Annotated in this window: 23 protein-coding genes; 20 read left to right on the plus strand and 3 right to left on the minus strand. The window is 71.8% G+C overall.

Annotation, left to right across the window (positions count from 1 at the left end; all coding sequences use genetic code 11):
• Positions 1–123: 123 nt before the first annotated feature.
• The 5 genes from VMS22_12130 to VMS22_12150 are packed head-to-tail and all read left to right on the plus strand — an operon-like array spanning position 124 to position 5637.
• Positions 124–2688: a M1 family metallopeptidase gene (locus VMS22_12130; protein ID HXJ34772.1), complete on the plus strand. Its 2565-nt coding sequence runs from the start codon at positions 124–126 to the stop codon at positions 2686–2688.
• A 4-nt stretch (positions 2689–2692) separates the two neighbouring features.
• Positions 2693–3346, plus strand: coding sequence for a serine protease (locus VMS22_12135; protein ID HXJ34773.1), 654 nt, complete (start codon positions 2693–2695; stop codon positions 3344–3346).
• Positions 3343–3843: a hypothetical protein gene (locus VMS22_12140; GenBank protein ID HXJ34774.1), complete on the plus strand. Its 501-nt coding sequence runs from the start codon at positions 3343–3345 to the stop codon at positions 3841–3843. The genes VMS22_12135 and VMS22_12140 overlap by 4 nt, the downstream gene beginning before the upstream one ends.
• A gap of 17 nt (positions 3844–3860) precedes the next feature.
• The gene (locus VMS22_12145) at positions 3861–4964 is read left to right on the plus strand and encodes an ABC transporter permease (GenBank protein HXJ34775.1); all 1104 of its coding nucleotides are present in this window, start codon (positions 3861–3863) and stop codon (positions 4962–4964) included.
• Positions 4957–5637: an ABC transporter ATP-binding protein gene (locus VMS22_12150; GenBank protein ID HXJ34776.1), complete on the plus strand. Its 681-nt coding sequence runs from the start codon at positions 4957–4959 to the stop codon at positions 5635–5637. The genes VMS22_12145 and VMS22_12150 overlap by 8 nt, the downstream gene beginning before the upstream one ends.
• Positions 5638–5641: 4 nt before the next feature.
• Here VMS22_12150 and VMS22_12155 read toward each other — a convergent pair whose 3' ends face one another.
• Positions 5642–6478 carry an isoaspartyl peptidase/L-asparaginase gene (locus VMS22_12155; protein HXJ34777.1) on the minus strand — a complete coding sequence of 279 codons (837 nt, stop codon included), beginning with the start codon at positions 6476–6478 and terminating at the stop codon, positions 5642–5644.
• 62 nt (positions 6479–6540) lie between these two features.
• On the opposite strand from VMS22_12155, the gene VMS22_12160 reads away from it, so the two are divergent.
• The 4 genes from VMS22_12160 to VMS22_12175 are packed head-to-tail and all read left to right on the plus strand — an operon-like array spanning position 6541 to position 9791.
• On the plus strand, positions 6541–6882 hold the full coding sequence (locus VMS22_12160) for a carboxymuconolactone decarboxylase family protein (protein ID HXJ34778.1): 342 nt from the start codon (positions 6541–6543) through the stop codon (positions 6880–6882).
• Between the two features lie 42 nt (positions 6883–6924).
• Positions 6925–8634 carry a proline--tRNA ligase gene (locus VMS22_12165; GenBank protein HXJ34779.1) on the plus strand — a complete coding sequence of 570 codons (1710 nt, stop codon included), beginning with the start codon at positions 6925–6927 and terminating at the stop codon, positions 8632–8634.
• Positions 8588–9376: an orotidine-5'-phosphate decarboxylase gene (pyrF, locus tag VMS22_12170; GenBank protein ID HXJ34780.1), complete on the plus strand. Its 789-nt coding sequence runs from the start codon at positions 8588–8590 to the stop codon at positions 9374–9376. Before VMS22_12165 ends, pyrF begins: the two co-directional genes overlap by 47 nt.
• Positions 9377–9398: 22 nt before the next feature.
• Positions 9399–9791: an MAPEG family protein gene (locus VMS22_12175; protein HXJ34781.1), complete on the plus strand. Its 393-nt coding sequence runs from the start codon at positions 9399–9401 to the stop codon at positions 9789–9791.
• Here the strand turns inward: VMS22_12175 and VMS22_12180 are convergent.
• A complete protein-coding gene (locus VMS22_12180) occupies positions 9788–10603 on the minus strand; it encodes a carbon-nitrogen hydrolase family protein (GenBank protein HXJ34782.1) in 816 nt (271 codons plus the stop codon). The genes VMS22_12175 and VMS22_12180 overlap by 4 nt on opposite strands.
• Positions 10604–10690: 87 nt before the next feature.
• Here VMS22_12180 and VMS22_12185 point away from each other — a divergent pair, with 87 nt between their 5' ends.
• On the plus strand, positions 10691–11260 hold the full coding sequence (locus tag VMS22_12185) for a polyhydroxyalkanoate synthesis regulator DNA-binding domain-containing protein (protein ID HXJ34783.1): 570 nt from the start codon (positions 10691–10693) through the stop codon (positions 11258–11260).
• Positions 11261–11263: 3 nt separating this feature from the next.
• On the opposite strand, the gene VMS22_12190 is transcribed toward VMS22_12185, so the two are convergent.
• A complete protein-coding gene (locus VMS22_12190; GenBank protein ID HXJ34784.1) occupies positions 11264–12100 on the minus strand; it encodes a universal stress protein in 837 nt (278 codons plus the stop codon).
• A gap of 194 nt (positions 12101–12294) precedes the next feature.
• Between VMS22_12190 and VMS22_12195 the strand changes: the two genes are divergently transcribed.
• The 10 genes from VMS22_12195 to VMS22_12240 form a co-directional block, all read left to right on the plus strand.
• Positions 12295–15984, plus strand: coding sequence for a DUF2339 domain-containing protein (locus tag VMS22_12195; protein ID HXJ34785.1), 3690 nt, complete (start codon positions 12295–12297; stop codon positions 15982–15984).
• Positions 15981–18011: a DUF3999 family protein gene (locus VMS22_12200; protein ID HXJ34786.1), complete on the plus strand. Its 2031-nt coding sequence runs from the start codon at positions 15981–15983 to the stop codon at positions 18009–18011. Before VMS22_12195 ends, VMS22_12200 begins: the two co-directional genes overlap by 4 nt.
• 69 nt (positions 18012–18080) lie before the next feature.
• Positions 18081–18380: a hypothetical protein gene (locus VMS22_12205; protein HXJ34787.1), complete on the plus strand. Its 300-nt coding sequence runs from the start codon at positions 18081–18083 to the stop codon at positions 18378–18380.
• A 52-nt stretch (positions 18381–18432) separates the two neighbouring features.
• On the plus strand, positions 18433–18717 hold the full coding sequence (locus VMS22_12210) for a hypothetical protein (protein HXJ34788.1): 285 nt from the start codon (positions 18433–18435) through the stop codon (positions 18715–18717).
• A gap of 7 nt (positions 18718–18724) precedes the next feature.
• Positions 18725–19213, plus strand: coding sequence for a transcriptional repressor (locus tag VMS22_12215; protein ID HXJ34789.1), 489 nt, complete (start codon positions 18725–18727; stop codon positions 19211–19213).
• A 68-nt stretch (positions 19214–19281) separates the two neighbouring features.
• Entirely contained in the window at positions 19282–21282 is a 2001-nt protein-coding gene (locus VMS22_12220; protein ID HXJ34790.1) for an FTR1 family protein, read from the plus strand.
• Entirely contained in the window at positions 21282–21830 is a 549-nt protein-coding gene (locus VMS22_12225) for an FMN-binding protein (protein HXJ34791.1), read from the plus strand. Before VMS22_12220 ends, VMS22_12225 begins: the two co-directional genes overlap by 1 nt.
• A complete protein-coding gene (locus VMS22_12230; protein ID HXJ34792.1) occupies positions 21827–22804 on the plus strand; it encodes an FAD:protein FMN transferase in 978 nt (325 codons plus the stop codon). Before VMS22_12225 ends, VMS22_12230 begins: the two co-directional genes overlap by 4 nt.
• On the plus strand, positions 22801–23313 hold the full coding sequence (locus VMS22_12235) for a hypothetical protein (protein ID HXJ34793.1): 513 nt from the start codon (positions 22801–22803) through the stop codon (positions 23311–23313). The genes VMS22_12230 and VMS22_12235 overlap by 4 nt, the downstream gene beginning before the upstream one ends.
• 211 nt (positions 23314–23524) lie before the next feature.
• On the plus strand, positions 23525–24838 hold a 1314-nt coding region (locus VMS22_12240; GenBank protein HXJ34794.1), incomplete at its 3' end, for a hypothetical protein.

The following is a 24838-nucleotide window of genomic DNA, read 5'->3' on the forward strand; positions in this document are numbered from 1 at the left end:
GGGTGCAGCGCCGAGCGATTATCGGGGAGCGAACGCTGCACCCCCCGGGCACCCGCCCCGCCGCGCACTCGCGACACCAGCACTCCGTTGCGCGCCCGTCCCCTCGCCGCTAGACCGACCGCCATGCCGACGAAGGCTTCCCGTCCCTCCCGCTTCCGTCTCGCGCCGGACGTCCGGCCGCGCGAGTACGACCTGCACGTGACGCCGGACCTCGATGCCGGAACCTTCACGGGGGAGGTGACGATCGGGCTCGGGCTCGCGAAGGCGCGCAAGGAGATCACGCTCCACGCCGCCGACCTCGCGATCACGCGCGCCACGGCGCGGGCGAACGGCACCGAGGTGGCGGTGAAGGCGAGCCTCCAGCCGCACGACGAGACCGCGACCCTGCGCTTCGCGAAGCCGCTCCCGGCCGGCGACGTCGCCCTGACGCTCGCCTACCACGGCAAGCTGAACCAGCACCTGCGCGGCCTCTATGCCGCATCCGCGAACGGCCGGCCGTACGCGTTCACGCAGCTCGAGACGGCGGACGCGCGCCGCGTGCTGCCGTGCTTCGACGAGCCCGCGATGAAGGCGCGCTGGCGCGTCGCCGTCACGGCCCGCGCCGGCGACGCCGTGGTCGGCAACGCGCCCGTCGAACGGGAGGAGCCCGCGGGAGACGGACGGCGCACGGTGCGCTTCGCGCCGACGCCGCCGCTCTCGTCGTACCTCCTCGCGCTCGCGGTGGGGCCGCTCGAGGCGACCGCACCGCGGCAGTGCGGATCGACGCCCGTGCGCGTCTGGCACGTGCCCGGCAAGGCGCATCTCGCCGACTTCGGGCTCGAGGCCGGCGTCGAGGCGCTTCGCCGCCTGGAGGAGTACTTCGGCATCGCGTACCCGTACACGAAGCTCGACCTGATCGCGGTGCCCGACTTCGAGGCGGGCGCGATGGAGAACGCGGGTGCCGTCTTCTTCCGCGAAACGCTGCTCCTCCTCGACCCGGCGACCGTGTCCATCGCCGAGCGCAAGCGCGCCGCGGAAGTGATCGCGCACGAGCTCGCGCACATGTGGTACGGCGACCTCGTCACCATGGCCTGGTGGGACGACCTGTGGCTGAACGAGGCGTTCGCCACCTGGATGGCCTACCGCGTGGTCGACGCCTGGAAGCCGGAGTGGCGCATGTGGCAGGGCTTCGAGCACGATCGCGCAGGCGCGCTCGGGCTCGATGCGCTCGCGAACACGCATCCCATCTACGCACCGGTCCATTCGGTCGCCGAGGCGACCGAGAACTTCGACCTCATCACGTACGAGAAGGGCGCCGCCGTCGTGCGCATGATCGAGCACTACCTCGGCCCGGACACCTTCCGCGCCGGCGTGCGCATCTACATGCAGCGCCATCGCGAGGGGAACGCCGTCGCGTCCGATCTCTGGCGTGCGCTCGAAGAGGCGTCGGGGAAAGAGGTGACGCGCGTCGCTCAGGCGTGGATCGCGCAGCCGGGGTTCCCGCTGGTCGCGATCGACGCCTCCGGAAAGGACGGCGTGAAGGTGCGCCAGGAGCGCTTCTTCGCCGATCCCGCCGTGCCGGCGGCGAAGCGCCGCACGCGCTGGCCCGTGCCGCTGGTCGCGAAGCTGCCGGGCGGACGACTCGAACGGGCGCTGGTCGACAAGACCGCGCAGCCGCTTCCGCTGGGCGCGACGAAGCCCGAGTGGATCTACGGCAACGCCGCCGCCGGCGGTTTCTATCGCGTCCTGCACGACGTCGGGACGCGCGCGGCGCTGGTCGAGCATCTTCGCGAGCTGACGGCGGTCGAGCGGCTCGCGCTCGTCGGCGACCAGTGGGCGCTCGTGCGCGCCGCCAAGGCCACGATCGAGAGCTACCTCGACGTCGTCGACGCGCTCGGCGACGAGACCGACTACGACGTCCTCGACGGCATCGCGGGTCCGCTCGGCTTCGTCGACGAGCAGATCGCCGGCGACGGCACGCCGGCGCAGGCGGCGCTGCGGAGCTGGATCGCGCGTCGCTTCCTGCCCGCATTCGAGCGGCTCGGCTGGCGGGCGGCCGCGAACGAGAGCGACGACGTCCGCCTGCGCCGCGCCGCGCTCCTGCGCATCGTGGGCGGCGTCGCCGAGACGCCCGCCGTCATGAACGAGGCGAGCCGGCACCTCGAGCGCTACCTCGTCGATCGCGGCTCCCTCGAGCCGAACCTCGCCGACCCGGTCGCGCACCTGGCGGCGCGCATGGGGAGCGCCGGGCGCTACCGGCGCTACCGCGAGGTCGTCGCCGAGGCGCGCACGCCGCAGGAGCGGCGGCGCTTCCTGCTCGCCCTCGCGAGCTTCCGGAACGCCGAGGCGATCGCCGACACGCTCGCCGCCACCCTCACACCGGACATCCCCACGCAGGACGTCGCGTTCATCCTGATGCGCATGCTGGCGAACCCGGCCGGCCAGCGCCAGGCGTGGACGTTCCTCACCCGCAAATGGACGCCGCTCCGCAAGCGCCTTCCCCCGCTCATGCTGGCGCGCCTGGTCGACGCGACGCCGGCGCTGCGCGAGACGCGCTACGCCCGCGAGGTGCGGGACTTCTTCAAGAAGCATCCGCTCCCGGAGGCGGCGCGGGCGATCAAGCAGGCGCTCGAAGTGTTCCGCTTGAATGCCGGCCTGCGCACGCGCGCGCAGCCCGGGCTCGAGCGGTGGCTCGGGACGCGCGGGTAGGACCGTGCGACGGCTCGTGCGCTGCGTCCTCGTCCTCGTCGCGGCCACGGCCTACGCGAACCCGCCGCCCGTGCCGCGCCCGGTCCGCGACGCGCTCGGCGCAGCGACGGTCGAGGTGCTGCCGGCGCGCTGCACCGGCGCCGTCGTCGAGAGCCCGTGGCTGATCGCGACCGCGAAGCACTGCGTCGAGGACGGCAAGTCGTTGCGGGTGCGCGTGGCCGGCGTGGAGCGACACGCAGTCGTCGTCGCCGAGGACGACGTCGCCGACCAGGTCGTGCTCGTGCTCGACGAGCCGGCAGCCGTGACGCCCCTCGGCATCGTGCGCCGGATTCCGATCACGGGCACAGTGCTCTACTTCCACGGCAATCCTGTGCGACCGCGCTGGCAGGCGGCGCGCCTCGATCGGGTCGGCGAGTGCCCGTCGCTACCCCACCTCCCGAACGCGCTCTTCACCAGCATCGACGGGACGCCGGGCGATTCCGGCGCGCCGCTCGTCGACCTGCTCGGACGGGTCGTCGGGCTCGTTCATGGCGGTGCGCGCTGCCGCATCGCGACGCCGGGGGATCGCCTCATCCGCCTCGTCGATCGCGTTCTCGAGCGCCAGCACGCGCGAACGCCATTGATCGCTCCCACGAGGAGTGGTAGCCGGGTCTCATGATGGTGCGTGCCTGGTTGGTGGTGGTAGTCGGAATCGGGCTCGTCGCCGGGACCGCGCGTGCGGCGACCGACCCTGCGACGCTGGTGGGGAACTGGACGGGGACGTGGGAGAACAAATCGTTCAACCCGCACCCGACCGGCACGGTCAACGCGGCGATCACGGCGCCCGACGCGAACACGGTGGTCATCGTGTACAGCGCGACGGGCGGGGTCTTCGGACAGTGCACCGTGATGCCGACCACGCTGACGCTCGTGAAGGGCGTCGACTTCACCGACACGACCCTCGGCTTCACGCGCCAGGACGCCACCTTCGGCTCCGTCACCGTGAAGAACAAGGGGAAGAAGAAGGTGACCGGCCGGGGTACGGGGACCTGCGGCGGCGGCGGTCCATCGTGGACCGCGACGGCGAAATACAAGGGGTCGAACTTCGCGGCGAAGATGAAGATCAGGTTGCCGGGCAAGATCGCCAAGACCACCATCAAGCTCGCCAAGCAGTAGCCGGCCGGAGCGGATCGGTGTTCGAGCTCGCCTGGCAGACCGTGCGCCGGCAGCCGGGGCGCTTCGTCGCCGCAATGGGGGCGGTCGCGTCGGCGGTCATGCTGGTCTTCGTCGCGGGCGGTCTCTATCTCGGGCTGCTCGAGGCGATGATCCGCTACCCGCGCTCGCTGCCGGGCGAGATCGTGGTGGCGGAGTCGGGCGGCTCGGCGACGATGCTGCACTCGTCGTCGCACCTCTCGAAGGATGCCGCCGAGGCGCTGCGGAAGCTCCCCGGCGTCGAGCGGGCATACGAGCTGTACGGCCGGCTCGCGTGGCTCGAGCGCAACGGCCGCCAGGCGCTCGTCTATCTCGTCGGCGTCGGGCGGCGGGCCGAGTTCGGCATGCCCGTGCGCATGGTGGCGGGCAAGGCGCGGCCCGAGTTCGACGAGATCGTCATCGACGAGGTGCTGGCGCACGACCTCCGCGTGACGATCGGCGACGTGCTCAAGGTCGGTGTCGCGAACCTGAAGATCGTCGGCATCTCGTCGGGCGGCAACGCCGTCCTCGGGACGTACGCGTTCGTGCAGCGTGGGACGCTGGTCCTCGGCGGCATCCAGGAGCCGAGCTACGTCTTCGTGCACGTCGGGACGGAGCTGGGCGTCGACGAGGTGATCAACCGGATCAACCAGGAAGACGGGATGCACGCGATGACGCGGGAGGCGTTCCGGTCCGCAAATCAGGCGTTGACGCGCCAGATCGTCCTGCCGCTCATCGCCATCGTGGTCGGCATCGCGTGCGCGGTCGGCGGCATGGTCGTGGCCCTGACGCTCTACAACGTCACGATGGAGCGGCGCGAAGAGTACGGCCTCATGAAGGCGCTCGGCCTGCCGGACCGTGCGGTGCTGGGGGCCGCGTTCGCGCAGGGCGGCATCGCGACCGGCGTCGGAGTCGGTGCGGGCCTGCTGATCGGCTGGCTCCTCTCGGCCGCCGTCGGCATGCTCGAGCCGCGCTTCGTGACCACCATGCCGAGCTGGCTCACGCTCGGCGTCGCGGGCGGAGCGGTCGTGGTGGGAGCGATCGCCTCCAGCATTCCCGCGCGCGTGGTGGCGCGCATCGATCCGGCGCTGGTGTTCCGTGTCTGAGCTGCTGCGCGCGGTGCGTCTCGCCAAGACCTGGGACGCCGGCGGCCCGGCGCCGATTCGCGCCGTCGTCGACGCGTCGCTCAACATCGAGAGCGGCGAAACGATCGTCGTCACGGGTCCGTCGGGATCCGGGAAGACGACGCTCCTCTCGATGCTGGGCGCCCTCTTGCGGCCCGATCGCGGCGAGATGTGGCTCGACGGCGTCGACATCGCCTCGGCGCCGGAGTCGGTCCGGCAGGCGACACGCTTGAAGAAGATCGGCTTCGTCTTCCAGCGCGGGCTCCTCCTCGAACACTTCAGTGCGCGCCAGAACGTGGCGCTCGTCCTCTATGCCGCAGGCACCCCGAAGGCCGAGGCGCTCAAGACTTCCGAAGAGCTGCTCGAACGGCTCGGCTTGGGCGGGCGCGGCGACCACTATCCCGCCGCGCTCTCGCCCGGCGAGCGGCAGCGGGTCGCCGTCGCTCGCGCAGTCGCGCTCCAGCCCCGGGTCGTGTTCGCCGACGAGCCGACCGCGCACCTCGACTCCGCGAGCGGCGCGCAGGTCGTCCGCGAGCTGTGGGCGCTGGCGACGGGGGCCGGCGCCGGGCTCGTCGTGGTGACGCACGACCCGCGCGTCACGGAGATCGCCGACCGCGTGCTCCGTCTCGAGGACGGCTACCTGTTCTCGGCCTGAGGGCTCACGATCGCCGCACGGCGGCCGGCATTCCGGCGGTGGTGAAGGCGACGCCGGGCGTTCCGTCGCGCGCGACCACGATGAGACCCGCCTCGGCGCCGGTCCGCTCGCGGAGCAGGGCGAGCGCGCGGGTCGTGGCGTCGGCCGGCGCAATGCCCGCCGCGACGCAGGCGAGCGCGACGCGCGCGAGGCCCAGCCGGATGATCGCCTCGCCGGGGCCGGTCGCCGACACGGCCCCCGTGGCGTCGTCGGCGTAGGTGCCCGCACCGATGACGGCGCTGTCGCCGACGCGGCCCCGGCGCTTGCCGGCGACCCCGCCCGTCGACGTCGCCGCGGCGACGTGACCGTGGGTGTCGACCGCGACCGCGCCCACCGTGTTCCCGGCGGTCGCCCGGCGACGTCGCCACCGCGCTAGGGCCTCCGGCGTCACGAGGGCGTCCGGCGCCACGATGCGGAGGCCGTGCCGTTCCGCGATGGCGTGGACCGGCTCGCCGACCATGAGCACCTCCCGTCCCTCGCGCAGAACCGCCAGGGCGGCGCGGACCGGATTCGCGACGTCGCGCACCGTCGCGACGGCCCCGGCACCGAGCGCTGCGCCCTCCATCACCGAGGCGTCCATCTCGATCGTGCCCTCCTGCGTCAGCACCGAGCCGAGGCCTGCGTTGAAGAGCGGGTCGTCCTCGAGCACGGCGACCGCCTCGACGACCGCCTCGAGCGCCGTGCCGCCCCGCGTGAGGACCGCCGCCCCGACGTCGGCGGCACGCTCGACGCCGCCGGCGCGCGCCGCGCGCTCGCCGGGCGGATCCTCGCCCGCGCCTCCGTGGACGACGATCGTCGGCATCGACGCAGCATACCGCCGGCCGATGAAGTGAGATAGGACCGACGCAGCGAAAGGAGGATCCCATGGTGTTCCACGGCGTCGACGTCGGGCGGCAGTTCAAGCGCATGCGCGAGCTCGCCCCCGAGGTGTACCGGTCCTGGCTCGATTTCGACCGCAAGGCGTTCGAAGCCGGCGCGCTCGACGTGAAGACGAAGGAGCTGATCGCGCTCGGCATCGCGCACATCACGCAGTGCCCCTGGTGCATCGACGCGCACGTGAAGAAGTCCGAGAAGGCGGGCGCGTCGGAGAAGGAGCTCGCGGAGGTCATCTTCGTCGCGATGGCGATGGCGTCGGGCGCGGCCTGGAGCCACGGCGGGCTGATGCTCCAGTGCCAGGACGAGGCGCACAAGCCGGCCGCCGGCTGAAGACTGGCGGCGACCGGCGCCGCAGGCTATCACCGGCCGGCCGTGAGACGACTCTCCTCCTATCTGGCGCCGACGCTCCGCGAGGATCCAGCCGATGCGGAGGTCGTGAGCCACAAGCTCCTCGTGCGTGCCGGCATGATCCGCCAGGTCGCACGCGGCATCTACGACCTGCTGCCGCTCGGCGTGCGCGCCGTACATCGCGTCGAGCGGATCGTCCGCGAGGAGATGGATCGGGCGGGCGCGCAGGAGATCCTGATGCCGACCGTCATCCCGGCCGAGCTCTGGCAGGAAAGCGGGCGCTGGGACAAGTACGGGCGCGAGCTCCTGCGCCTGAAGGATCGCTACGATCGCGACTTCTGCTTCGGGCCGACGCACGAGGAGGTGGTGACCGACCTCGTCCGGCGCGAGATCCGCTCCTACCGCGATCTGCCGAAGAACCTCTACCAGATCCAGGTGAAGTTCCGCGACGAGGTGCGCCCGCGCTTCGGCCTGATGCGCGGGCGCGAGTTCCTCATGAAGGACGCGTACTCTTTCCACGTCGACCGGGCCGACGCCGAACGCGAGTATCGCGTGATGTACGACACGTACACGCGCATCTTCGAGCGCTGCGGGCTCACGTTCCGCGCCGTCGAGGCGGACACCGGTGCGATCGGCGGCGACATGTCGCATGAGTTCCAGGTGCTCGCGGCCTCGGGCGAGGACGCGATCGTCGCCTGCGACGCCTGCGGCTACGCGGCGAACGTCGAGAAGGCCGAGGTGCGCGCGGTGCCGCCACCCACCGCGAGCGGCGGCGCCCTCGAGCGCGTGGCGACGCCGGGCAAGCGGACCGTCGAAGAGGTGAGCGCGTTCCTCGGCGTGCCGGCCGAGCGCTTCATCAAGACGCTCGTCTACCAGACGGCCGCGGGGGACGTCGTCGTCGTGCTCGTGCGCGGCGATCACCAGGCGTCGGAGACCAAGGTGAAGGCCGCGCTCGGCGGCCAGGCGGTGACACTCGCAGACGAGGCAACCGTCACGCGCACCACCGGCGCGCCGGTCGGGTTCGCGGGGCCGGTCGGGCTCTCGGCGCGCATCGTCGCCGACGCCTCGCTGCGCGGCGCGCGCGGCATGGTGAGCGGCGCGAACCAGGCCGACCATCACACGACCGGCATCGACCAGGAGCGCGATCTCTCCGGCGTCACCTTCGCCGATCTGCGGCAGGCCGTCGCCGGCGACATCTGCCCGCGCTGCGGGCGCGGGACGTTCGGCGCCCACCGCGGCATCGAGGTCGGCCAGGTGTTCTACAACGGCACCGTCTACACCGAGCCGATGAAGGCGATGTACCTCGGCGCGGACGGCGTCGAGCGGCCGATCGTGACGGGCTGCTACGGCATCGGGATCACGCGCACCGTCGCCGCGGCGATCGAGCAGCACCACGACGACGCGGGCATCGTCTGGCCCGCGCCGCTGGCCCCGTTCGGCGCGCACGTGATCCCGGTGAACGTCGCCGACGCCACGCTGCGCGAGACCGCCGAGCGCATCGCGACCGAGCTCGAGGCCGCGGGCGTCGACACGCTGCTCGACGACCGCGAGGAGCGGCCGGGTCCCAAGTTCAAGGACGCCGACTTGATTGGGATTCCCGCACGCGTCACGATCGGGCCGCGTGCGCTGCAGAAGGGATGTGTGGAGCTGAAGCCTCGCGCGGCGAAGGAGGCGCAGGAGGTGCCGGTTGGCGAGATCGCCAAGCGGGTCGTGGAGCTCGTCGGCGCCCGCTGACGCGCGCCTCCGCGACCGCCTGATCGTCGGTCTCGACGTCGATTCGACCCGTGCGGCCGCACGGCTGATTCGCCGCTTGGGTGAGGTGGTCCGCTACTACAAGGTCGGCAAGCAGCTCTTCGTCCACGGCGGTCCGGACGTCGTGCGCATGGTGCAGGCGGCGGGCGCGGACGTCTTCCTGGACCTCAAGTTCCACGACATCCCGAACACCGTCGCGGCCGCCGGCGTGGAAGCGGCCCGGCTCGGCGTCCGCCTGTTCAACGTGCACGCGAGCGGCGGCCTCGCGATGATGGAAGCGACCGCGGCCGCGGTGGCGCGCGTGTGTCGCGCCGAAGGGCTGCCGCGACCGCAGATCATCGCCGTCACGGTGCTGACGAGCCTCGCCGACCGCGACCTCCGCCAGGTCGGGATCGCGAGCCGGGTCGAGGCGCAGGTCGTGCGCCTGGCGCGGCTCGCGCAGCGCGCGGGCCTCGACGGCGTGGTCGCGTCACCGCGCGAGATCGCCGCGGTCCGTCGCGCGTGCGGGCCGAAATTCCTGATCGTCACGCCGGGCGTCCGCCCGGCAGGTGCGGACGTCAACGATCAGAAGCGGGTGATGACGCCGGGCGACGCGATCGCCGCCGGCGCGGACCACATCGTCGTGTCGCGGCCGGTGCTGGAGGCGTCCGATCCGGCGCAGGCGGCGAACGACATCGTCACGGACATGGCGGGCGGCGCGATCCGGCGCCGCCGCCGGACGTGATCCAGAAGAAAGGGGGACGACCATGTACCTGGCAGCGGTGTGTGCGGGAATACTGGGTCTGCTCGTGTTCGGTCTCGGGATCGCCGTATCGATGACGCGCGGCGCGACCAACACCGTGATCGGGTTCAATCCCGATCCGGCGGATCGCCTCTACAAGATGATCCGCGCGCACGGGAACGCGACCGAGTTCAATCCGATGCTCGCGATCCTGATCCTCTTCGTGGGCTCGCGGCAGCCTGCCGCGTGGCTCGGATGGGTCTTCGTCATCGCGGCCCTCTCACGGGTGCTGCACGCGGCGGGCATGATCATGTCGCCTACCCTCGCCAAGCCGCAGCCCCTGCGGGCGACGGGCGCGGTCGGCACCTACGTCTGCGGACTCATCCTGGCCGTCGAGACGATCCTCCTCGCAAGCTAGGCCGGCGGGAGCCGGCGGTGCGCGAGCGCCGGGAGCTCCTGCCGCACGCGCGCCAGGTGGGCCCCGTCGAGCTCCGCGGTGGCGATGCCCTCGCCGTCGTCGGCGCGGGCGACGACGGTACCCCAGGGGTCGACGATCATCGAGTTGCCGTGGTCGTCGTGCCCGTGGGGGCTCCGACCCGTCTGGTTCGCCGCCAGCAGGTAGCACTGGTTCTCGATCGCGCGCGCCCTGCAGAGCACGTCCCAGTGCGCCGCGCCGGTCGGCCTGGTGAACGCCGACGGGACCAGCAGGACCTCGGCGCCGTCCCTCGCAAGCCGGCGATACAGCTCTGGAAAACGCAAGTCGTAGCAGATCGAGCAGCCGAGGGTCGCGAGCGCCGTGGGCACCACGACGGGCGCGTCGCCCGCAAGACGCGTTGCCGACTCGCGCACCGCCACGCGCCCCGGCAGCTCGACGTCGAAGAGGTGCATCTTACGGTAGGTCGCGACGAGCGCGCCCGAGGGATCGGCGACGCAGCTCGTGTTGTAGCGGCGCGCTTGGCCCGTGACCGCTTCGAGGATCGAGCCCATGCAGAGGAAGATTCCGAGGTCCCGCGCGAGCGCCGACATCGTCGCGGTGGTGGGTCCGGGCACCGTCTCGGCCGCGCTCGGGTCGTTCACGTCCGTCCCGCGCCAGGCGAACACCTCGGGAAGAACGACGAGACGTGCACCGCGCTCCGCGGCGGCTCGGACGAGCGCGCCGGCGCGCCGAACGTTCGCCGCGCGGTCGCCGCCCGACGACATCTGCACGACGGCGGCGACGAAACGCTCCATGCGTCGCCGGCGCATAGCGCCACCCGACCGGCCGGTCAATGTTACCGGTATTGATCGGCAGGGCCGACCAATGGTAGCTGCACTCACATGCCACGTCTCGTGAAGCGGTACAGCAACCGCAAGCTGTACGACACGAGCGAGAGCCGTTACGTCACTCTCGACGAGATCTCCCGCTGGGTGAAGGCTGGCGAGGAGGTGAAGATCGTCGAGAACGAGTCCGGCGAGGATCTGACGGCGGTCACGTTCGCGCAGATCATCCTCGAAGAGGAGCGCAAGAAGAACGGCTTCCTGTCGTTGCCGCTCCTGCGCAACCTGATCCAGCACGGCGAGGCGGCGCTCCAGGGGATCGCCGCGACCGTCGACCGCGGCATGGAGGCCATCCGCACGGCGCCCGAGCGCGCCCGCTCGCGCGTGCAGGAGCTGACGAACGTCTCGGACCGTCTGGGTGAGCTGCAGCACCGCGTCGACGACGTGGTGCGCCGCTCGGTGGAAGCGGTCACCTCGCATCCGACGTTCCGGCAGGAGATGCGCCGCATAGAGCGCACGATCCAGGCGCTCGAGGCGCGTGTCGGACGCCTTCGCAGCAACGGCAGCGTGCCACCGTCGGACGACGCGGTGCCTCCGCCGCCTCCCGACGCCGGCGACCACGCCCGCTGAGCGCTAGCGCGTGAGGAAGACCGGGGCCGGGCTGTTGCGCAGCACGTACTCGGTCGTGCTGCCGAGGACCATCTCGATGATGCGCGAGTGCCCGTAGGCGCCGATGAAGAGGAGGTCGTAGCCGCCGTCGCGCAGCACGTCGACGATGCGCTGGTGCGGCGGTCCGGAGAGGGCCTTGTAGGTGACCTGCAGATCGTACGCTGCGAGATAGCGCCGCGCCTCGTCGAGGACCTTGTCGTCGTCGCCGCCGTCGCGCCCGACGTGGATCACCGTGAGCGGGAGCGCGAGCGCGCTCACCACCTCGGCGGCGGTGTGCATGGCGGCGGCCGCGCGTTGCGAGCCGTCGTAGGCGAGCAGGGGGCGCGTCACCTGCTGGAAGGCGGCTGGGCACACGAGCACCGGCTTCGGCGCCTTGCGCGCGACCGACTCGGTCGTACCGCCGAGCAACCCGGTCGAGAACTGCTCGTTCACGCCGCGGTGTCCGACCACCACCAGGTCGGCCGTGCGCGCCTGATCGCAGATCTCGTTCGCGACCACGCCGAGCGGCAGGACGGTGTCGCAGGGGATGCCGCGCTCGGTGCAGCGGGCGCGAAACACGTCGAGCAGCGCACGCCCGCGCTCGTGCAGCGCGTCGCGCATCTTCGACGAGAAGTCGAGGTAGGGCTCGAAGCCGAGCGAGCCCGACACGTCGTGCAGGAACGAGCCCTCGATCGAGACGATGTCGACGACGTGGAGACCAATGAGACGGGCCTGCAGCCGGCCGGCGAGCCAGAGCGCGTACTCGAGCGCGCCGTCGGCGTGCTGCGAGCCGTCCAGCGCAACCAGGATGTTGCGGATCATCGCGGCGCGTCCTGTGCCGGCCTCTAGCCCGCGTCGCGTGCGGTTGGCAAGCGCATGGCCCGGCGCTCGTCGCCTCGGCTTGCGGGGGACACCGGCGCGTGTCATTTCGTCCCGAGCATCGATTGGTGCGTGATGCCCGCTGTCGGGTCACTGGCGCTCGGGACGGACCGGCCTGGGGTCGGAAGCAGGGGGGGATGGGGATGGCCCTCGTAGCGATCGTCGCCTTCGCGGCACTCGTGGTCGCGGTCCGAGCGCTGAAGCGTCTCGAGAAGCTGCAGGAGGAGGACGAGCGGAAGACGAGGGCCCTGCACGATCTCGCGCTCCGCGTCGTCATGCTCGAGAAGGGCGGGGCGCAGGCGAAGGCCGGTGCGCCCGCGGAGCCGGAGCCGAAGGCCGAGCCGGCACCGGCTCGTCCCGCGCCGCAGGTGGTGCCACCCGCCGCGCCGTCGATGCCGCCGCCACCGCGCATGCCCGCGGCGCCGCCGGTCCCACCGGCGCCGGCAGTCGGCGCGCCGCCCTTCCCGTCGCCGAGAGCGGAGCGACCGGCCCCGCCACCTCGTCCCGCGGAGACGGCCTCACCGAAGCCCCCTCCGCCTCCTCCTCCGCCACCACCGCCGCGGCGCCCGTGGCGTCCGCCGACGCCACCGGTGTCGATCGACTGGGAGGGGCTCGTCGGGGTGAAGCTCTTCTCGTGGATCGCCGGCGTCGCGCTCGTCCTCGCCGCCGTCTTCTTCCTGCGCTACTCGATCGAGCACGGCTGGCTCTCCGATCCGGTGAAGATGGCGATCGGGCTCGCCGTCGGCGTCGGGCTCCTGGTCGCGTGCGAGATGCGGGCGGCGCGGCGCTACGCCGTCACGGCGAACGCGATGGATGCCGCCGGCATCGCCGTGCTGTTCATGACGTTCTTCGCCGCGCACGCGCGCTGGCACCTCGTTCCGCAGGTCCCGACCTTCATCCTGATGGCGCTCGTGACGGCCGTTGCAGTCGCCCTCTCGATCCGCCGCGACTCGCTCTTCATCGCGATCCTGGGGCTCCTCGGCGGCTTCCTCACGCCGGCCCTGCTGTCGACCGGCGAGAACCGGCCGGTGAGCCTCTTCAGCTACCTGCTGCTCCTGAACGTCGGTCTCGCGTGGGTGGCGCACCAGAAGCGGTGGGCCGTGCTCACGGCGGTCTCGGCCGTGCTGACGGTCCTCTACCAGTGGGCGTGGGTGCTGAAGTTCCTGCACAGCTCGTCGCTCTCGCTCGCAATGGCGATCTTCCTCGTCTTCCCCATCCTGCAGATGGGGACGCTGCTCCTCGCCGAGAGCCGCGAGGGCGAGACCGACCCGATCTTCGGGCACACGGCACACGTGGGGGCGATCCTGCCGCTCCTCTTCGCGGTCTACCTCGCCGCCGTGCCGGCCTATGGCGCGCACGTCGGCCTGCTCTTCGGCTTCGTGCTCCTGATCGGCGCCGGGCTCGCCGCGGTCGCCATCTTCCGCGGGCCGCCGCTCGTGCACCTGGTCGGCGGAGCCGGCGTGGTCGCGGCCTTCGCCGTGTGGTGCGGGCTCTCCTACACGTCGGCCGCCTGGCCGCAGGTGCTCGTCTGGGTCTCGCTCGCGGTGGCGCTATACCTCGCGGCGCCCGCCGTCGCGGGATGGTGCGCGCGATCGCTCGGCGACGAAGGGCGGGCGAGCCGGCTCGTGGCGCCGGCGCTGCTCTTCGTGTTCCCGTTCCTCGCCGTCCACGAGCCGAGCGTCGCCGCCCCGGGCCTGTTGTTCGGCGTGCTCCTGGGCCTGCTCGGGCTCGTCGCGGCGGTCGCGATCACGACCGAGCACGGGGCGCTGCACTTCCTCGCGGCGTTCTTCGCCGTCGTCGCGCAGGCGGCGTGGTCCGCGAAGCACCTGGCCCCCGAGCGGCTGTACCCGGGTCTTCTCGTCTTCGGTGCCTTCGGTCTCTTCTACATTGCGGTGCCGCTCCTGGCGGCGCGCGCGAAGAAACGCCTCGACCCCGGACCGGCGAGCGCCCTCGTGCTGCTCGCGAGCACGGCGCTCGTGCTGTTCCTGGCGGCGGGCCCGGTGGCGCGCGTCTCGCTGCTCGGGATCGGTGCGCTGCTCGCGCTCCTCAACCTGGGGTTCCTCTCGGTCGTGGCGTCGGGGCCGTGGCGGATCCTGCGGCTCGCGGGCGTTCTCGTATCGTGGCTCGTCCTGGCCGTCTGGTGGGCGACGGCGATGACGGCGACATTGCTGCTGCCGGCGCTCGTGGTCGTTGCGGGCTTCGCCCTCCTGGTGGTCGCCAGCAACGCCTGGACGGCGACCCACGACGCGCGACGCGACGACACGGCGGTCCATGGCGTCGGGCTCGCGCTCGTCGCGCACCTGTTCCTCGTTCGCATCGCCGTCCAGCCGGGTCTCGGCATCCCGCCGTGGCCGCTCTTCGGGGTGCTCGGCGTGCTCGACCTGGCGATCGCGACCGCCGCGCTGGCGGTGCGCGACGGGCGGCCGCACCTGGTGGCGGTCGTCCTCTCGCAGCTCGTCGTGACGGTGTGGAGCGTCGTCGCGCACGCGACGCCCTGGCCGCTGGTGGCGATCGCCGCGTCGGACGGGGTGGTCGTGCTGGCCTTCGTCTGGATCACGCTCGCCGAGCGCCGGCGCTCACCGCTCGAGGCGTTCGCGCAGGCGGCCGTCGGGGCCGCGCTGCTGGCGCAGGTGATCGCGATCCTGGCGGCCGAGGCCGACGACGCGCCCACCGTCGTCTGGCTGGTGGGACAGCACGTCGTCCTCTTGGCCACGCTGCTCGCGATCGCGGCGCGGATGGGCTGGTGGCCCCTGGCGCTGGTCGGCGTCGCACCCGCCGCGCTCGCCTCGATCCTGTGGGTGGCCGGGCACGTCGAGCCCGAGACGTGGCTGCAGGGCTTCGTGTTCGCGGCCGCGCCCTACCTCGTCTTCGTCGCCAACGCGTCGCTGGTACGGCGGCGTGCGGGAACGTCGGTTCTTCCATACCTGGCGGCGACGCTGTCGGGGATCGTGTTCCTCGGGCTCGCGCGGCGATGTCTCATCGTGGGCGAGTGGGACTCGTGGGTGGGCTTCGTCGCCGTGGCGCAGGCGGCTGCGACGCTGCTCCTGCTGCGCGAGCTGCTGGCCGAACGGACGATCCCCCTCGAAGCCGACGGACGCGTAGCCCTCGTCGCGGCGACGGCGCTCGGCTTCGCGACCGCAGCGATCCCGCTGCAGGTCTCGCGGCAGTGGATCACGGTGGCGTGGGCGCTCGAGACCGCGGCCCTCGCGGCGCTCTACCGCCGCATCCGCTTCCCGCAGATCCGCTGGTGGGTGGCGGGGCTCGCGGTGGCGGTGTTCGTGCGGCTCGCGCTCAACCGGGAGATCTTCAGCTACTATCCGCGCGCCGATACCCCCATCTGGAACTGGTATCTCTACACGTACCTCGTGTCGGCGATCGCGTTCTTCGCGGCGGCATGGCTGCTGCGGCCGACCGAGGACCGCCTGGTCGCGGGGCTGCCGCGGATCTCGACGCTCCTTCCGGCCGGCGCGACGGTCCTTCTCTTCCTGCTGCTCAACATCGAGATCGCGGACTTCTATTCCGAGGGCATGACGCTCGCGTTCAACTTCTTCTCGTCGAGCCTGGCGCAGGATCTGACGTACACGCTCGGCTGGGCGGCGTTCGCGATCGCGCTCCTGATCGTCGGAATCCGTCTCGGGAGCCACGGCGCACGCATCACCGCGCTCGGCCTCCTGGTTCTCACGATCGTGAAGGCCTTCCTGCACGATCTCTGGCGTCTCGGCGGGCTCTATCGGGTGGGCTCGTTCGTCGGACTCGCCATCTGCCTGTCGCTGGTCGCAATCCTGCTCCAGCGGTTCGCCTTCGTGCCCAAGGAGGAAGCGTCATGAGGGTCCGCCTCGCAGTCGTTCTCGCGCTCGCGACCGCCGTGTCGGCGGTCGCCGCGCCGCCGCGCTTCCGTCATGCGCGCCCGATCACGCCCGCCGAGTCGGGTCCGAACGGCCTCGTGGTCGACGTGCCGCTGCTCGCCGGCGGACGACCGCTGCGGTTCGACGGCAGTGGACGTCTCGTCGGAGGGCTCGAAGACCTCCGCCTGTTCACGGCCAACGGAGCCGAGGTGCCCTACCTCGTCGTCGCGCAGCCCGTGCCGACCTCGCAATGGACCACCGGGCGGATCGTCCCGATCCTCGGCACCGAGGAATGGAGCGGATTCGAGGTCGAGCTCGCGAGCGCGCAGGCGATCGATCGCGTGCGCCTGACGGGCATCCCGGGGCCGTTCATGAAGCGGGCCCGCGTGGAAGGGAGCGGCGACCGTGCGCGCTGGATCGCGCTCGCCGCCGAGGCGACGCTCTTCGATCTGCCGGCGGAGCGCCTTCGCCGCACCGAGGTCGCATTCGAGCCGCAGACGCTGCGCTACATCCGCGTCACGTGGGACGATCGCAACAGCGCACACGTGCCCCCGCCCACGGGTGCGACGGCCGAGCTCGCCGAGGAGACGGCGGCCCCGGCCCCGGCGCGATTTCAGCTCGCCGTCGAGCGCCGTCCGAGCGAGCCGGGCACGAGCCGCTTCCGGCTGCGTCTACCCGGTCCGGGGCTGCCGATTCGCGCCCTCGAGTTCGAGTGCGACGGCGATCATCTGCTGCGCGGCGTGCGCGTGACCGAGCCGCAGCTCGCGGGGACCGAGCTCGCCCCGCGCGAGCTCGGCGCCGGAACGCTCCGCCGCGCAGTGCGGGACGACCTGGTGGCCGCCGACCTCCACGTCGCCATCGCCGCGCCGAGCGAACCCGAGCTGGAGATCGTGGTGGACGACGGCGACAATCCTCCGCTCGAGCTGCAGAGCGTGTGGGCGGAGATGCCGGCGCTGCCCTGGATCTACTTCGAGAGCGTCGACGGGGCGGGTCTCACCGCGCGCTTCGGCGATCCGGCGCTCGGCGCTCCGCGCTACGACATCGAGGCCATGCGTGATCGCGTGCGCGGCGCGACCCCACCCGTGGCGGCGTGGGGCGACGTCGTCGCCGAGGCCGAGCCGGCGCCGGAGCCGCCCGCGGAGGCCGGCGACGGTGTGCCGGCGGTCGGCGCCGGGATCGACGTCGCGCAGTTCCGCTACCTGCGAGCCGTTCCGGACGGCCCGCCGGGCCTGACTGCCCTTCGTCTCGATGCCGCCGCGCTCGCGCACAGTCCGTCCCTGGCGGATCTGCGCCTCGTCGACGACGCGGACCGGCAGATCCCGTACATCATCGAGCGCGTCGGCGAGCCGACGTCGATCGACCTCGACGCCCCGACACCGCTGCCGCCTGCGGACGGACGGAGCACCGCGCGCGACTCGCGCTACCGGGTGTCGATGCCCTACGAGCGGCTCCCGAACGCGCGGCTCGTCGTCGAGACGACGGCCCGCGTGTTCGAGCGGCAGGTGGGGCTGGTCGTCGAGCAGCCGCCCGCCGACAAACGATCGGAGTCGCGGCTCGAGCGACTGCGTACGCTGTCGTGGCGACATGGCGATCCTGACACGCCGGCGCCCGCGCTCACGATCGAGGTTCCCCCACTCGAAGCGACGGCCGTGATCCTCACGGTCGACGACGGGGACAATCAGCCATTGCCGATCGTGAAGCCGCGGCTGCTGCTGCCGACCTACCGCGTCCGTTTCGTGCGAACCGGCGGCGGCCCGCTGACGCTCGTCTACGGCGCCCGCGATGTGGCCGCACCGCGCTACGATCTCGCGCTGCTGGCGCCCCGCCTGCTGGGAGCGAGCGCGACCGAGCTGGCGCCGGAGCCGGAAGAAGAGTCGACCCTGGCCTCGCGCGAGCAGCACGGGACCGTCCGCGAGCGGCAGGTGTTCTGGGGCGCGCTCACGGTCGCCGTCGCGGCGCTGCTCGTCGTGCTCGCGCGGCTGCTGCGCGTCGAGCAGCCGGCCGCGTGATTTGGACATCCGCCGCTCGTTTCCTATTGTCCCGCCATAGCGATCCTGAGCACGGGTGCCCGCTGGGCAGTGGTCCTTCTGCTCGCCGCACGCGTCGCGCGGGGACAGGTCGACCCGTTCGAGTTCGAGGTCTATGCGGTCCCGACCGTCGGCAAGGGCATGCTCGAGCTCTACGGGGGCATGGGCAGCATGAGCGACCCCGATCCGCTCCATGCGCAAGAGCACTACCTCATGCCGGTCTTGAGGGGAGAGCTCGCGGACGGGATCGATTTCGATCTCGGGGTGGGGATCGGCCTCACGTCGGGATCGGATCAGATCGTCCTGAAGCTGAACATCGGCTTCGAGCACCTCGTCGCCGTCCCCTGGTGAGCGCCGAGCGGCTGCGTTGCAAATTCGACGCGCTTCGCTAAGAACCAGCCGGGTGAGCCGACGCGACGACGCCCTCTGGGAAGAGCTGAAGCAGCTCGCCGAACGACTCGGGGTGAAGGTGCGGGAGGAGGTCCTGCTGCGCGAGGTGGGCTACCGCGTCCGCAGCGGGGCGTGCCGGGTGCGCGGCGAGGACGTGATCTTCATCGATCGTCACCTGGGCGCGGGCGATCGAGTCGAGGTGCTCGTACAGGCCCTCGAGGGGCGGGACGTCGAGCTGCACTACCTCTCGCCCGCCCTGCGACGTCTCTTCGAACGGCGGAGCGGGGCCGCGGCGTAGGCCGCCCGTGCAGCGGGCCCGCAAGCAGCGCTTCGAACAGGCCCTCCGCGAGCGAGGGCTCAAATCGACGGCGCAGCGCGACGACATCGCCAAGGTCTTCTTCTCCGGCGACGCCCATTTCTCGGTGGACGAGCTCTACACGGCCGTCCGCAAGGTGAATCCGCGGGTCGGGTACGCGACGGTGTACCGGACGCTCAAGCTGCTGAAGGAGTGCGGCCTCGCCGCGGAGCGGCACTTCGACGACGGTCAGGCGCGCTACGAGCCCATCGAGGAAACAGCCCAGCACCACGATCACATCATCTGCGAGCGCTGCGGGAAGATCGTCGAGTTCAACAGCGAAGAGCTGGAGCGGCACCAGGAGCGGATCGCCCGCTTCCTCGGGTTCGTGGTGAGCCACCACCGGATGGAGCTGTACGGCATCTGCGCGGAGTGCCGCGAAGGGAAGCGTCCGGCGGGGGGCGCCAGGCGCCCGCGGGGCGGCGTCCAGCAACTGTAGCCTTCGCCGTGCGCCGTTGACAGGCGCGCAGGCCGCGTTGTAATTGAAATCGACTTTCAATTTCGATGATGGCCCCCCGCCTCGCAGCCGTGGTCCTTGCCCTTCTCCTGTCCGGCCTCCGCCCGGCCGCAGCCGCGACCCCCGGGCAAACCCTCGCGGCGGAACGCCTACTTGGGCTCCTCCGGGGCATCGGGGGAGAGTACGGCGAGGCCTTCGACGCGCAGGGTGGGCTCGTGCGGCCGATCGAGCTCGAGGAGGCCGGGCTCCTGCTCGCCGAAGCGCGCGATCTGCTGCCCCAGGCGGGTCTCCGCGCGGCCGAGATCGAGCCGCTCGCGAAGGCCCTCGGGGCCCGCGCCGGGCAGGACGTCGTCGACGCGCAGGTGCAGACGCTCCAGGCCCGTGTCACCGCTGCGACCGGCGTCGCGGCGCGCGTGCGGCCCCCGGCGGCGCCATCCATCGAGCGGGGGCGGGCGCTCTTCGCGGAGAACTGCGCCTCGTGCCACGGCGAGCGCGGCGCGGGCGACGGGTCCGAATCGAAGCGGCTCGACCTCAAGCCCGCCAACTTCACCGATCGCGCGTTCATGCGCGCCGAGACGCCGGACGACTTCTTCAACGTCATCACGCTGGGACGCCGCCGGAGCGGGATGCCGGCATGGGGCGATGCGCTCTCGCTCCAGGAGCGCTGGGACCTGATCCGCTTCGTCTGGACCCTGCACGAGGACGGCGCAGCCACGGCCGGACAGCCCGGAACCGTTCCGGACGCGACGCCCGCGCTCTCGGCGCAGAGCGACGCCGATCTCTACGCCGCGCTCGCGACGCCGCCGGCCTCGGAGCCGGAACGCTGGCTGCAGGTCGCGGCGCTGCGCGCGCGCGGCTTCGATGTGCTCGCCGATCCGACGGCGCCGGTCGAGCCCCCACGCACCCAGGCTGCGACCCCGCGCCAGGCGCTGGGAGACGTCCATCGACTGCTCGACGAGATGCTCGCGGCGCGCGCCCAGGGCGGGACCGCGGGAGCGAGCCTCGCGACCGACGCCTACATGCGCTTCGAGCCGTTCGAGAAGCGACTCGGTGCGACCGAACCCGGGCTCGTCCGCCGCATCGAAGAGGGATTCGTCCGTCTGCGACAGGCGGCACGCGATCCCTCCGCGACCACGCGCGACATCGAGGCACTGGTGGCGGTGCTCCATCGCGACGTCGACGAGGCCGTCGCGGCGCTCGAGCCCGGCACGGCCGCCTGGGTGCGCTTCGGCCAGTCGGCCACGATCATCCTGCGCGAGGGCTTCGAGGTCGTGCTCATCGTGGGCGCGCTCATCGCCTACGTACGGCGAGGTGGCACGCCGCGACTCGTGCGATCGCTCTACGTGGGCAGTGCCGCAGGCATCGCCGCGAGCGTGGCGACGGCCGTCGTCCTGGCGACGGTCCTTCGCCTGACGCCGTGGGCCGGCGAGGCGCTCGAGGGCGCGGCCATGCTGCTCGCGGCGGTCGTGCTCTTCTGGGTGAGTTACTGGCTCATCTCCAAGTCGGAGGCCGATCGCTGGCAGCGCTACATCCGCAGCAAGGTGCAGAGCGCGATCAACACCCAGAGCGGTACCGCGCTCGCGGCGGCGGCGTTCCTCGCCGTGTATCGCGAAGGCTTCGAGACCATCCTCTTCTATCAGGCCCTCTTTGCGAGCGCGCCCGCCGGCGACCTCATGGTCCCCGCCGGTCTCGTCGCCGGCATCGTGCTGCTGGCCGTCGTGTACGCCGGGCTCGAGCGCGTCGGGCTGCGCGTCCCGATGGGAACCTTCTTCCTCGCGACGGGCGGATTCCTCTACGCGATGGCGATCGTGTTCGCCGGACGTGGCATCGCCGAGCTCCAGGAAGCGGGTCTCGTACCGCTCACGCCCGTCGCATGGGCACCCCGCGTGGAGGTGCTGGGCATCTTCCCGACGGTCGAGTCGCTCGTCGCGCAGGGCGTGTTCGTCGTGCTCCTCGCCTATGCGGTCGTCGTCACGCTCCGGCGTCGCCTGCAGGCGCAGAGCCTGCGCCAGGCGGAGGAGCCGACCGCCCCTCGGGCCGCGCAGAGCTGATGCGCCTGGCGGTGGCGGCGATGGTGCTCCTCGCGGCGTTCGGCGCGAGGGCGCAGGAGGGGGCCTTCCTCAGCGAGGCGGAGGCGCCCCGAGCGGTGTTTCCGAGGGCCGACGGGTTCGAGCGACGCGAGGTTCCCGCGACGCCCGAACGGCGGACCAAGGTCACGCAGGCGCTCGGCGGCGCGCTGCCGTCGATGTGGGAGGAGCGGTGGGTCGTCTTCCGTGTCTCGAGCGACGGGACGAACGTCGGATGGGCGATCATCGTCGAGGAGATCGGCAAGCATCGGCCCATCACGTTCGTCGTCGGCCTGCGTCCCGATCGAAGCGTCGAGGACGTCGCCGTCATGTCGTATCGCGAGGCATACGGTGGCGAGATCCGGAGCCCCCGCTTCCTGCGCCAGTACGCGGGCAAGACGCCGCAGGACGACCTGCGCGCCTACCAGGGGGTCAAGAACATCGCGGGCGCGACGTTGTCGGTCGAGGCGGCCAGCCGCGCCGTGCACAAGGCGCAGGCGATCGCAACCCTCCTGGACGAGGCCGGATCGTGAGAGCGCTCGCGCTCGTGATCGGGGCGCTCGCCGTCGTGACGGGCGCGCAGGCCGCGACCCAGGTGCACTACGTGATGGGGGCCTTCCTGCGCGTGACGGTCGACGACGACGTGCCGGCGCGCGCGCTCGATGCATGCTTCTCCGACGCGCGCGCGCTCGACCGGACCTTCTCCCGCTACGACGCCGGCAGCGAGCTCACGCGTCTGAACGCCGCCGGTGGCGGGCCCGCTGGACCGTCGATGCGCAGCGGCCTCGCCAGCGCGCTCGAGCTCGAGCGAACGACGGACGGCGCCTTCGACGTGAGCGTCGGTGCGCTGACGCGGCTCTGGCGCCGGCCGTCGCGACCCGACGCGGACGAGATCGCAACCGCGCGCGCGACGGTGGGGGCGGTGGCCCTCACGCCGGACGGCGTCCGGCTCGGCCGGGGCACCGAGCTCGACTTCGACGGCTTCGCGAAGGGGCTCGCGGTCGACGCGTGCGTCGCGCACCTGCGCGCCGCCGGTGCACGACGCGCGCTCGTCAGCTTCGGCGAGAGCAGCATCTACGCGCTCGGCGCGCCCCGGGACGCAATGGCGTGGACGTTCGACGTGCGCGGCCCCGACCCCGAGACGGTCGTCGCACGGCTGCGCCTGCGGGACCAGGCGGCGTCCGTGTCCGCCGTCTACGGAGGCGAAGGCAAGCGCTCGCGCAACGCCGTCGGCCACATCGTCGATCCGCGCTCGGGACGGCCGCTCGCGCAGGACGTCGTGGGCGTCGTCGTGGCGCCGAGCGCCGCGAGCGCCGAAGCGCTGTCGAAGGCCGTCCTCGTCTGGGGCCTGGGCGGCCTCGCACGCGTCGAGCGCCTGGGCGGCGTACGCGCGGCCCGGCTCACGCGGAGCGGCGTCGCGTGCGGCCGCGAGATGCAGCGCGCGCGGGCGCTCGTCGCCTTCGACCATCCGCGCTCGCTCGACGTCGTACAGGCTGCGCTCCGATGAAGGCATTCAGCAATCCGGGTTACATGCTCGCGTTTGCGCGCATCGAGGTGCGCGTCGCGTACACGGCGTTTCTCGTCCTCGTCGTCATCGGGATGCTCACGATGGGCGCCTTCCAGGTGGGCCACATCGGCCCGCTGCCGTCCGACATCGCGACGTACTTCCTCGGCGGCGAGCGCGCGGGGGTCATGACGTTCCCCAAGGCGTACCGCGAAATGGTCGAGCTGACCCACGCGCACGCCTTCGTGATGGGCCTCGTCTACCTCGTGCTCGCGCACCTGCTGATCGCGACCACGGCGCCGCCGTTCGTCAAGAAGTGGGCGGTGATCGGCGGCTTCGCGGGCCTGGTCGGCGACGTCGTCGGCGTGTGGCTGATCCGCTACGTGTCGCCGCGATTCGCCTACGGGCAGGTGGGCGCCTGGGCGGCCGAGTGGGTGAGCTTCGTCGCGTTCGTCTACTACCCGATGCGCGACATGTGGTTCGCGAGCGAGGACGATGGCGACGACGACTGAACGAGACGTTCGCTGCGCCTGCGGCAGCTTGATCGCGCGGCTCACGCCCGCGGGCGTCGAGCTCAAGTGCCGCCGTTGCAAGCGTGTCGTAGTGGTGCCGGCGCCGCCGGACGATGGGACCTGGATCGAAGTGACGCTGCGCTAGCAGCGTCGCCCGAACGGCCCGCGGCCTCGCGCCCAGCGCCTACCGACGCACAGAGGAGAAGGAGCGATGCGACAAGGTGTTCGTACGTGGATCTGCGCTGCATTGGCGCTCGCGCTCGCGGGAGGCCCGGCGTTCGCCGAGACGCTCGCGGACCGCGTCGACCGCATGGAGCGGGAGCTGAAGGAGCTGAAGGCGGAGCTCCGCCGTCGGGACGCGGCCGACCGCAAGCGCGAGACCGGGAGAGCGGCGGCAGCCAAGACCGCGCCGGCGCCGGCCGCGCCCGCGGTCGCCGCGTCGCCCGCGTCCACCACCGAGGTCGCCGCAGCCGAGCCGACGTCGACGCGCGACCGCGCGCTGGACGCGATCATCGACCGCGTGCGTCTGGGCGGATACGGGTCGGTTCGCTTCGAGGGCTCGTCGCTCGACGACCAGCCCGACACGTTCACGTACCGGCGCTTCGTGCTGACCGCCGACGCCGACATCGCGCCGCGCCTGCGCGCCTACATGGAGCTCGAGTTCGAGCGCTTCACGCACCTCGAGCTCGAGAAGACGACGACGACCAACGCCGACGGCGGGATCACCCAGGAGCAGGCGGTCGAGGGCAGCAACGGATCGGAGATCTCGCTCGAGCAGGCCTGGCTGCAGTTCGACCTGGACGACATGCTGAAGCTGCGGGCGGGCAACGTGCTCGTGCCGGTCGGCCGCTTCAACATCAACCACGACGACAACCGGTGGGACATCCCGCGGCGGTCGCTGGTCGATCGCGGGACGCCGGTCCTGCCGGCCGAAGCGGCATGGAGCGAGCTCGGCGTCGGCTTCCTCGGCGACATCCCGATGGGCGACCAGGGCGTCCTCAACTACCAGGGCTACGTCGTAAACGGCGTGACGCTCGATACGGAGTTCGAGACGATACTCCAATCACGGCAGGGCGACACGACGAAGAACGAGATCGAGGCCAAGGTGAGCCCTACGAGCGGCACGTTCAGCCAGGACGTGAAGAACGCCAAGTCGATCACCGGACGTCTCGCCTACACCCCGGCGCTCGGTCACGAGATCGGGATGTCGGGGTACTGGGGACGGTATACGCCCGATTTCCTCCCGGACGAGGATCTGTGGTCCGCCTCCGTCGACGGCCTGACGGGGTGGGGCCCCTTCGAACTCGAGGGCGAGTACGTCTACACGCGGTTCGAGGGCATCCAGAACGTCGCCAGGGGCTTGGCCCGGCGTGCGATCCAGCAGGAGTCCGAGAGCGAGGCCGGCGACGTCGAGACCGAGGTCGAGTTCGAGCTGGCGGGACTCGCGCGTGCCAAGCAGGGCTACTGGCTCGAGGGACGCTACCGCTTCTGGCCCGCGTTCCTCTCCGACACGTTCCTCGGCCGG

Source organism: Candidatus Eisenbacteria bacterium (assembly GCA_035577985.1).
In the GTDB taxonomy this organism is placed as follows: domain Bacteria; phylum Desulfobacterota; class Binatia; order DP-6; family DP-6; genus DATJZY01.

Excerpts from the sequence above, each read along its gene's own strand:
- VMS22_12130 (HXJ34772.1), top strand. The coding sequence starts at position 124 with ATGCCGACGAAGGCTTCCCGTCCCTCCCGCTTCCGTCTCGCGCCGGAC.
- VMS22_12225 (HXJ34791.1), top strand. The coding sequence starts at position 21,282 with ATGCGCCTGGCGGTGGCGGCGATGGTGCTCCTCGCGGCGTTCGGCGCG.
- VMS22_12155 (HXJ34777.1), bottom strand. The coding sequence starts at position 6,478 with ATGCCGACGATCGTCGTCCACGGAGGCGCGGGCGAGGATCCGCCCGGC.
- VMS22_12160 (HXJ34778.1), top strand. The coding sequence starts at position 6,541 with ATGGTGTTCCACGGCGTCGACGTCGGGCGGCAGTTCAAGCGCATGCGC.
- VMS22_12175 (HXJ34781.1), top strand. The coding sequence starts at position 9,399 with ATGTACCTGGCAGCGGTGTGTGCGGGAATACTGGGTCTGCTCGTGTTC.
- VMS22_12200 (HXJ34786.1), top strand. The coding sequence starts at position 15,981 with ATGAGGGTCCGCCTCGCAGTCGTTCTCGCGCTCGCGACCGCCGTGTCG.
- VMS22_12190 (HXJ34784.1), bottom strand. The coding sequence starts at position 12,100 with ATGATCCGCAACATCCTGGTTGCGCTGGACGGCTCGCAGCACGCCGAC.
- VMS22_12235 (HXJ34793.1), top strand. The coding sequence starts at position 22,801 with ATGAAGGCATTCAGCAATCCGGGTTACATGCTCGCGTTTGCGCGCATC.
- VMS22_12180 (HXJ34782.1), bottom strand. The coding sequence starts at position 10,603 with ATGGAGCGTTTCGTCGCCGCCGTCGTGCAGATGTCGTCGGGCGGCGAC.
- VMS22_12140 (HXJ34774.1), top strand. The coding sequence starts at position 3,343 with ATGATGGTGCGTGCCTGGTTGGTGGTGGTAGTCGGAATCGGGCTCGTC.
- VMS22_12195 (HXJ34785.1), top strand. The coding sequence starts at position 12,295 with ATGGGGATGGCCCTCGTAGCGATCGTCGCCTTCGCGGCACTCGTGGTC.
- VMS22_12220 (HXJ34790.1), top strand. The coding sequence starts at position 19,282 with ATGGCCCCCCGCCTCGCAGCCGTGGTCCTTGCCCTTCTCCTGTCCGGC.
- VMS22_12185 (HXJ34783.1), top strand. The coding sequence starts at position 10,691 with ATGCCACGTCTCGTGAAGCGGTACAGCAACCGCAAGCTGTACGACACG.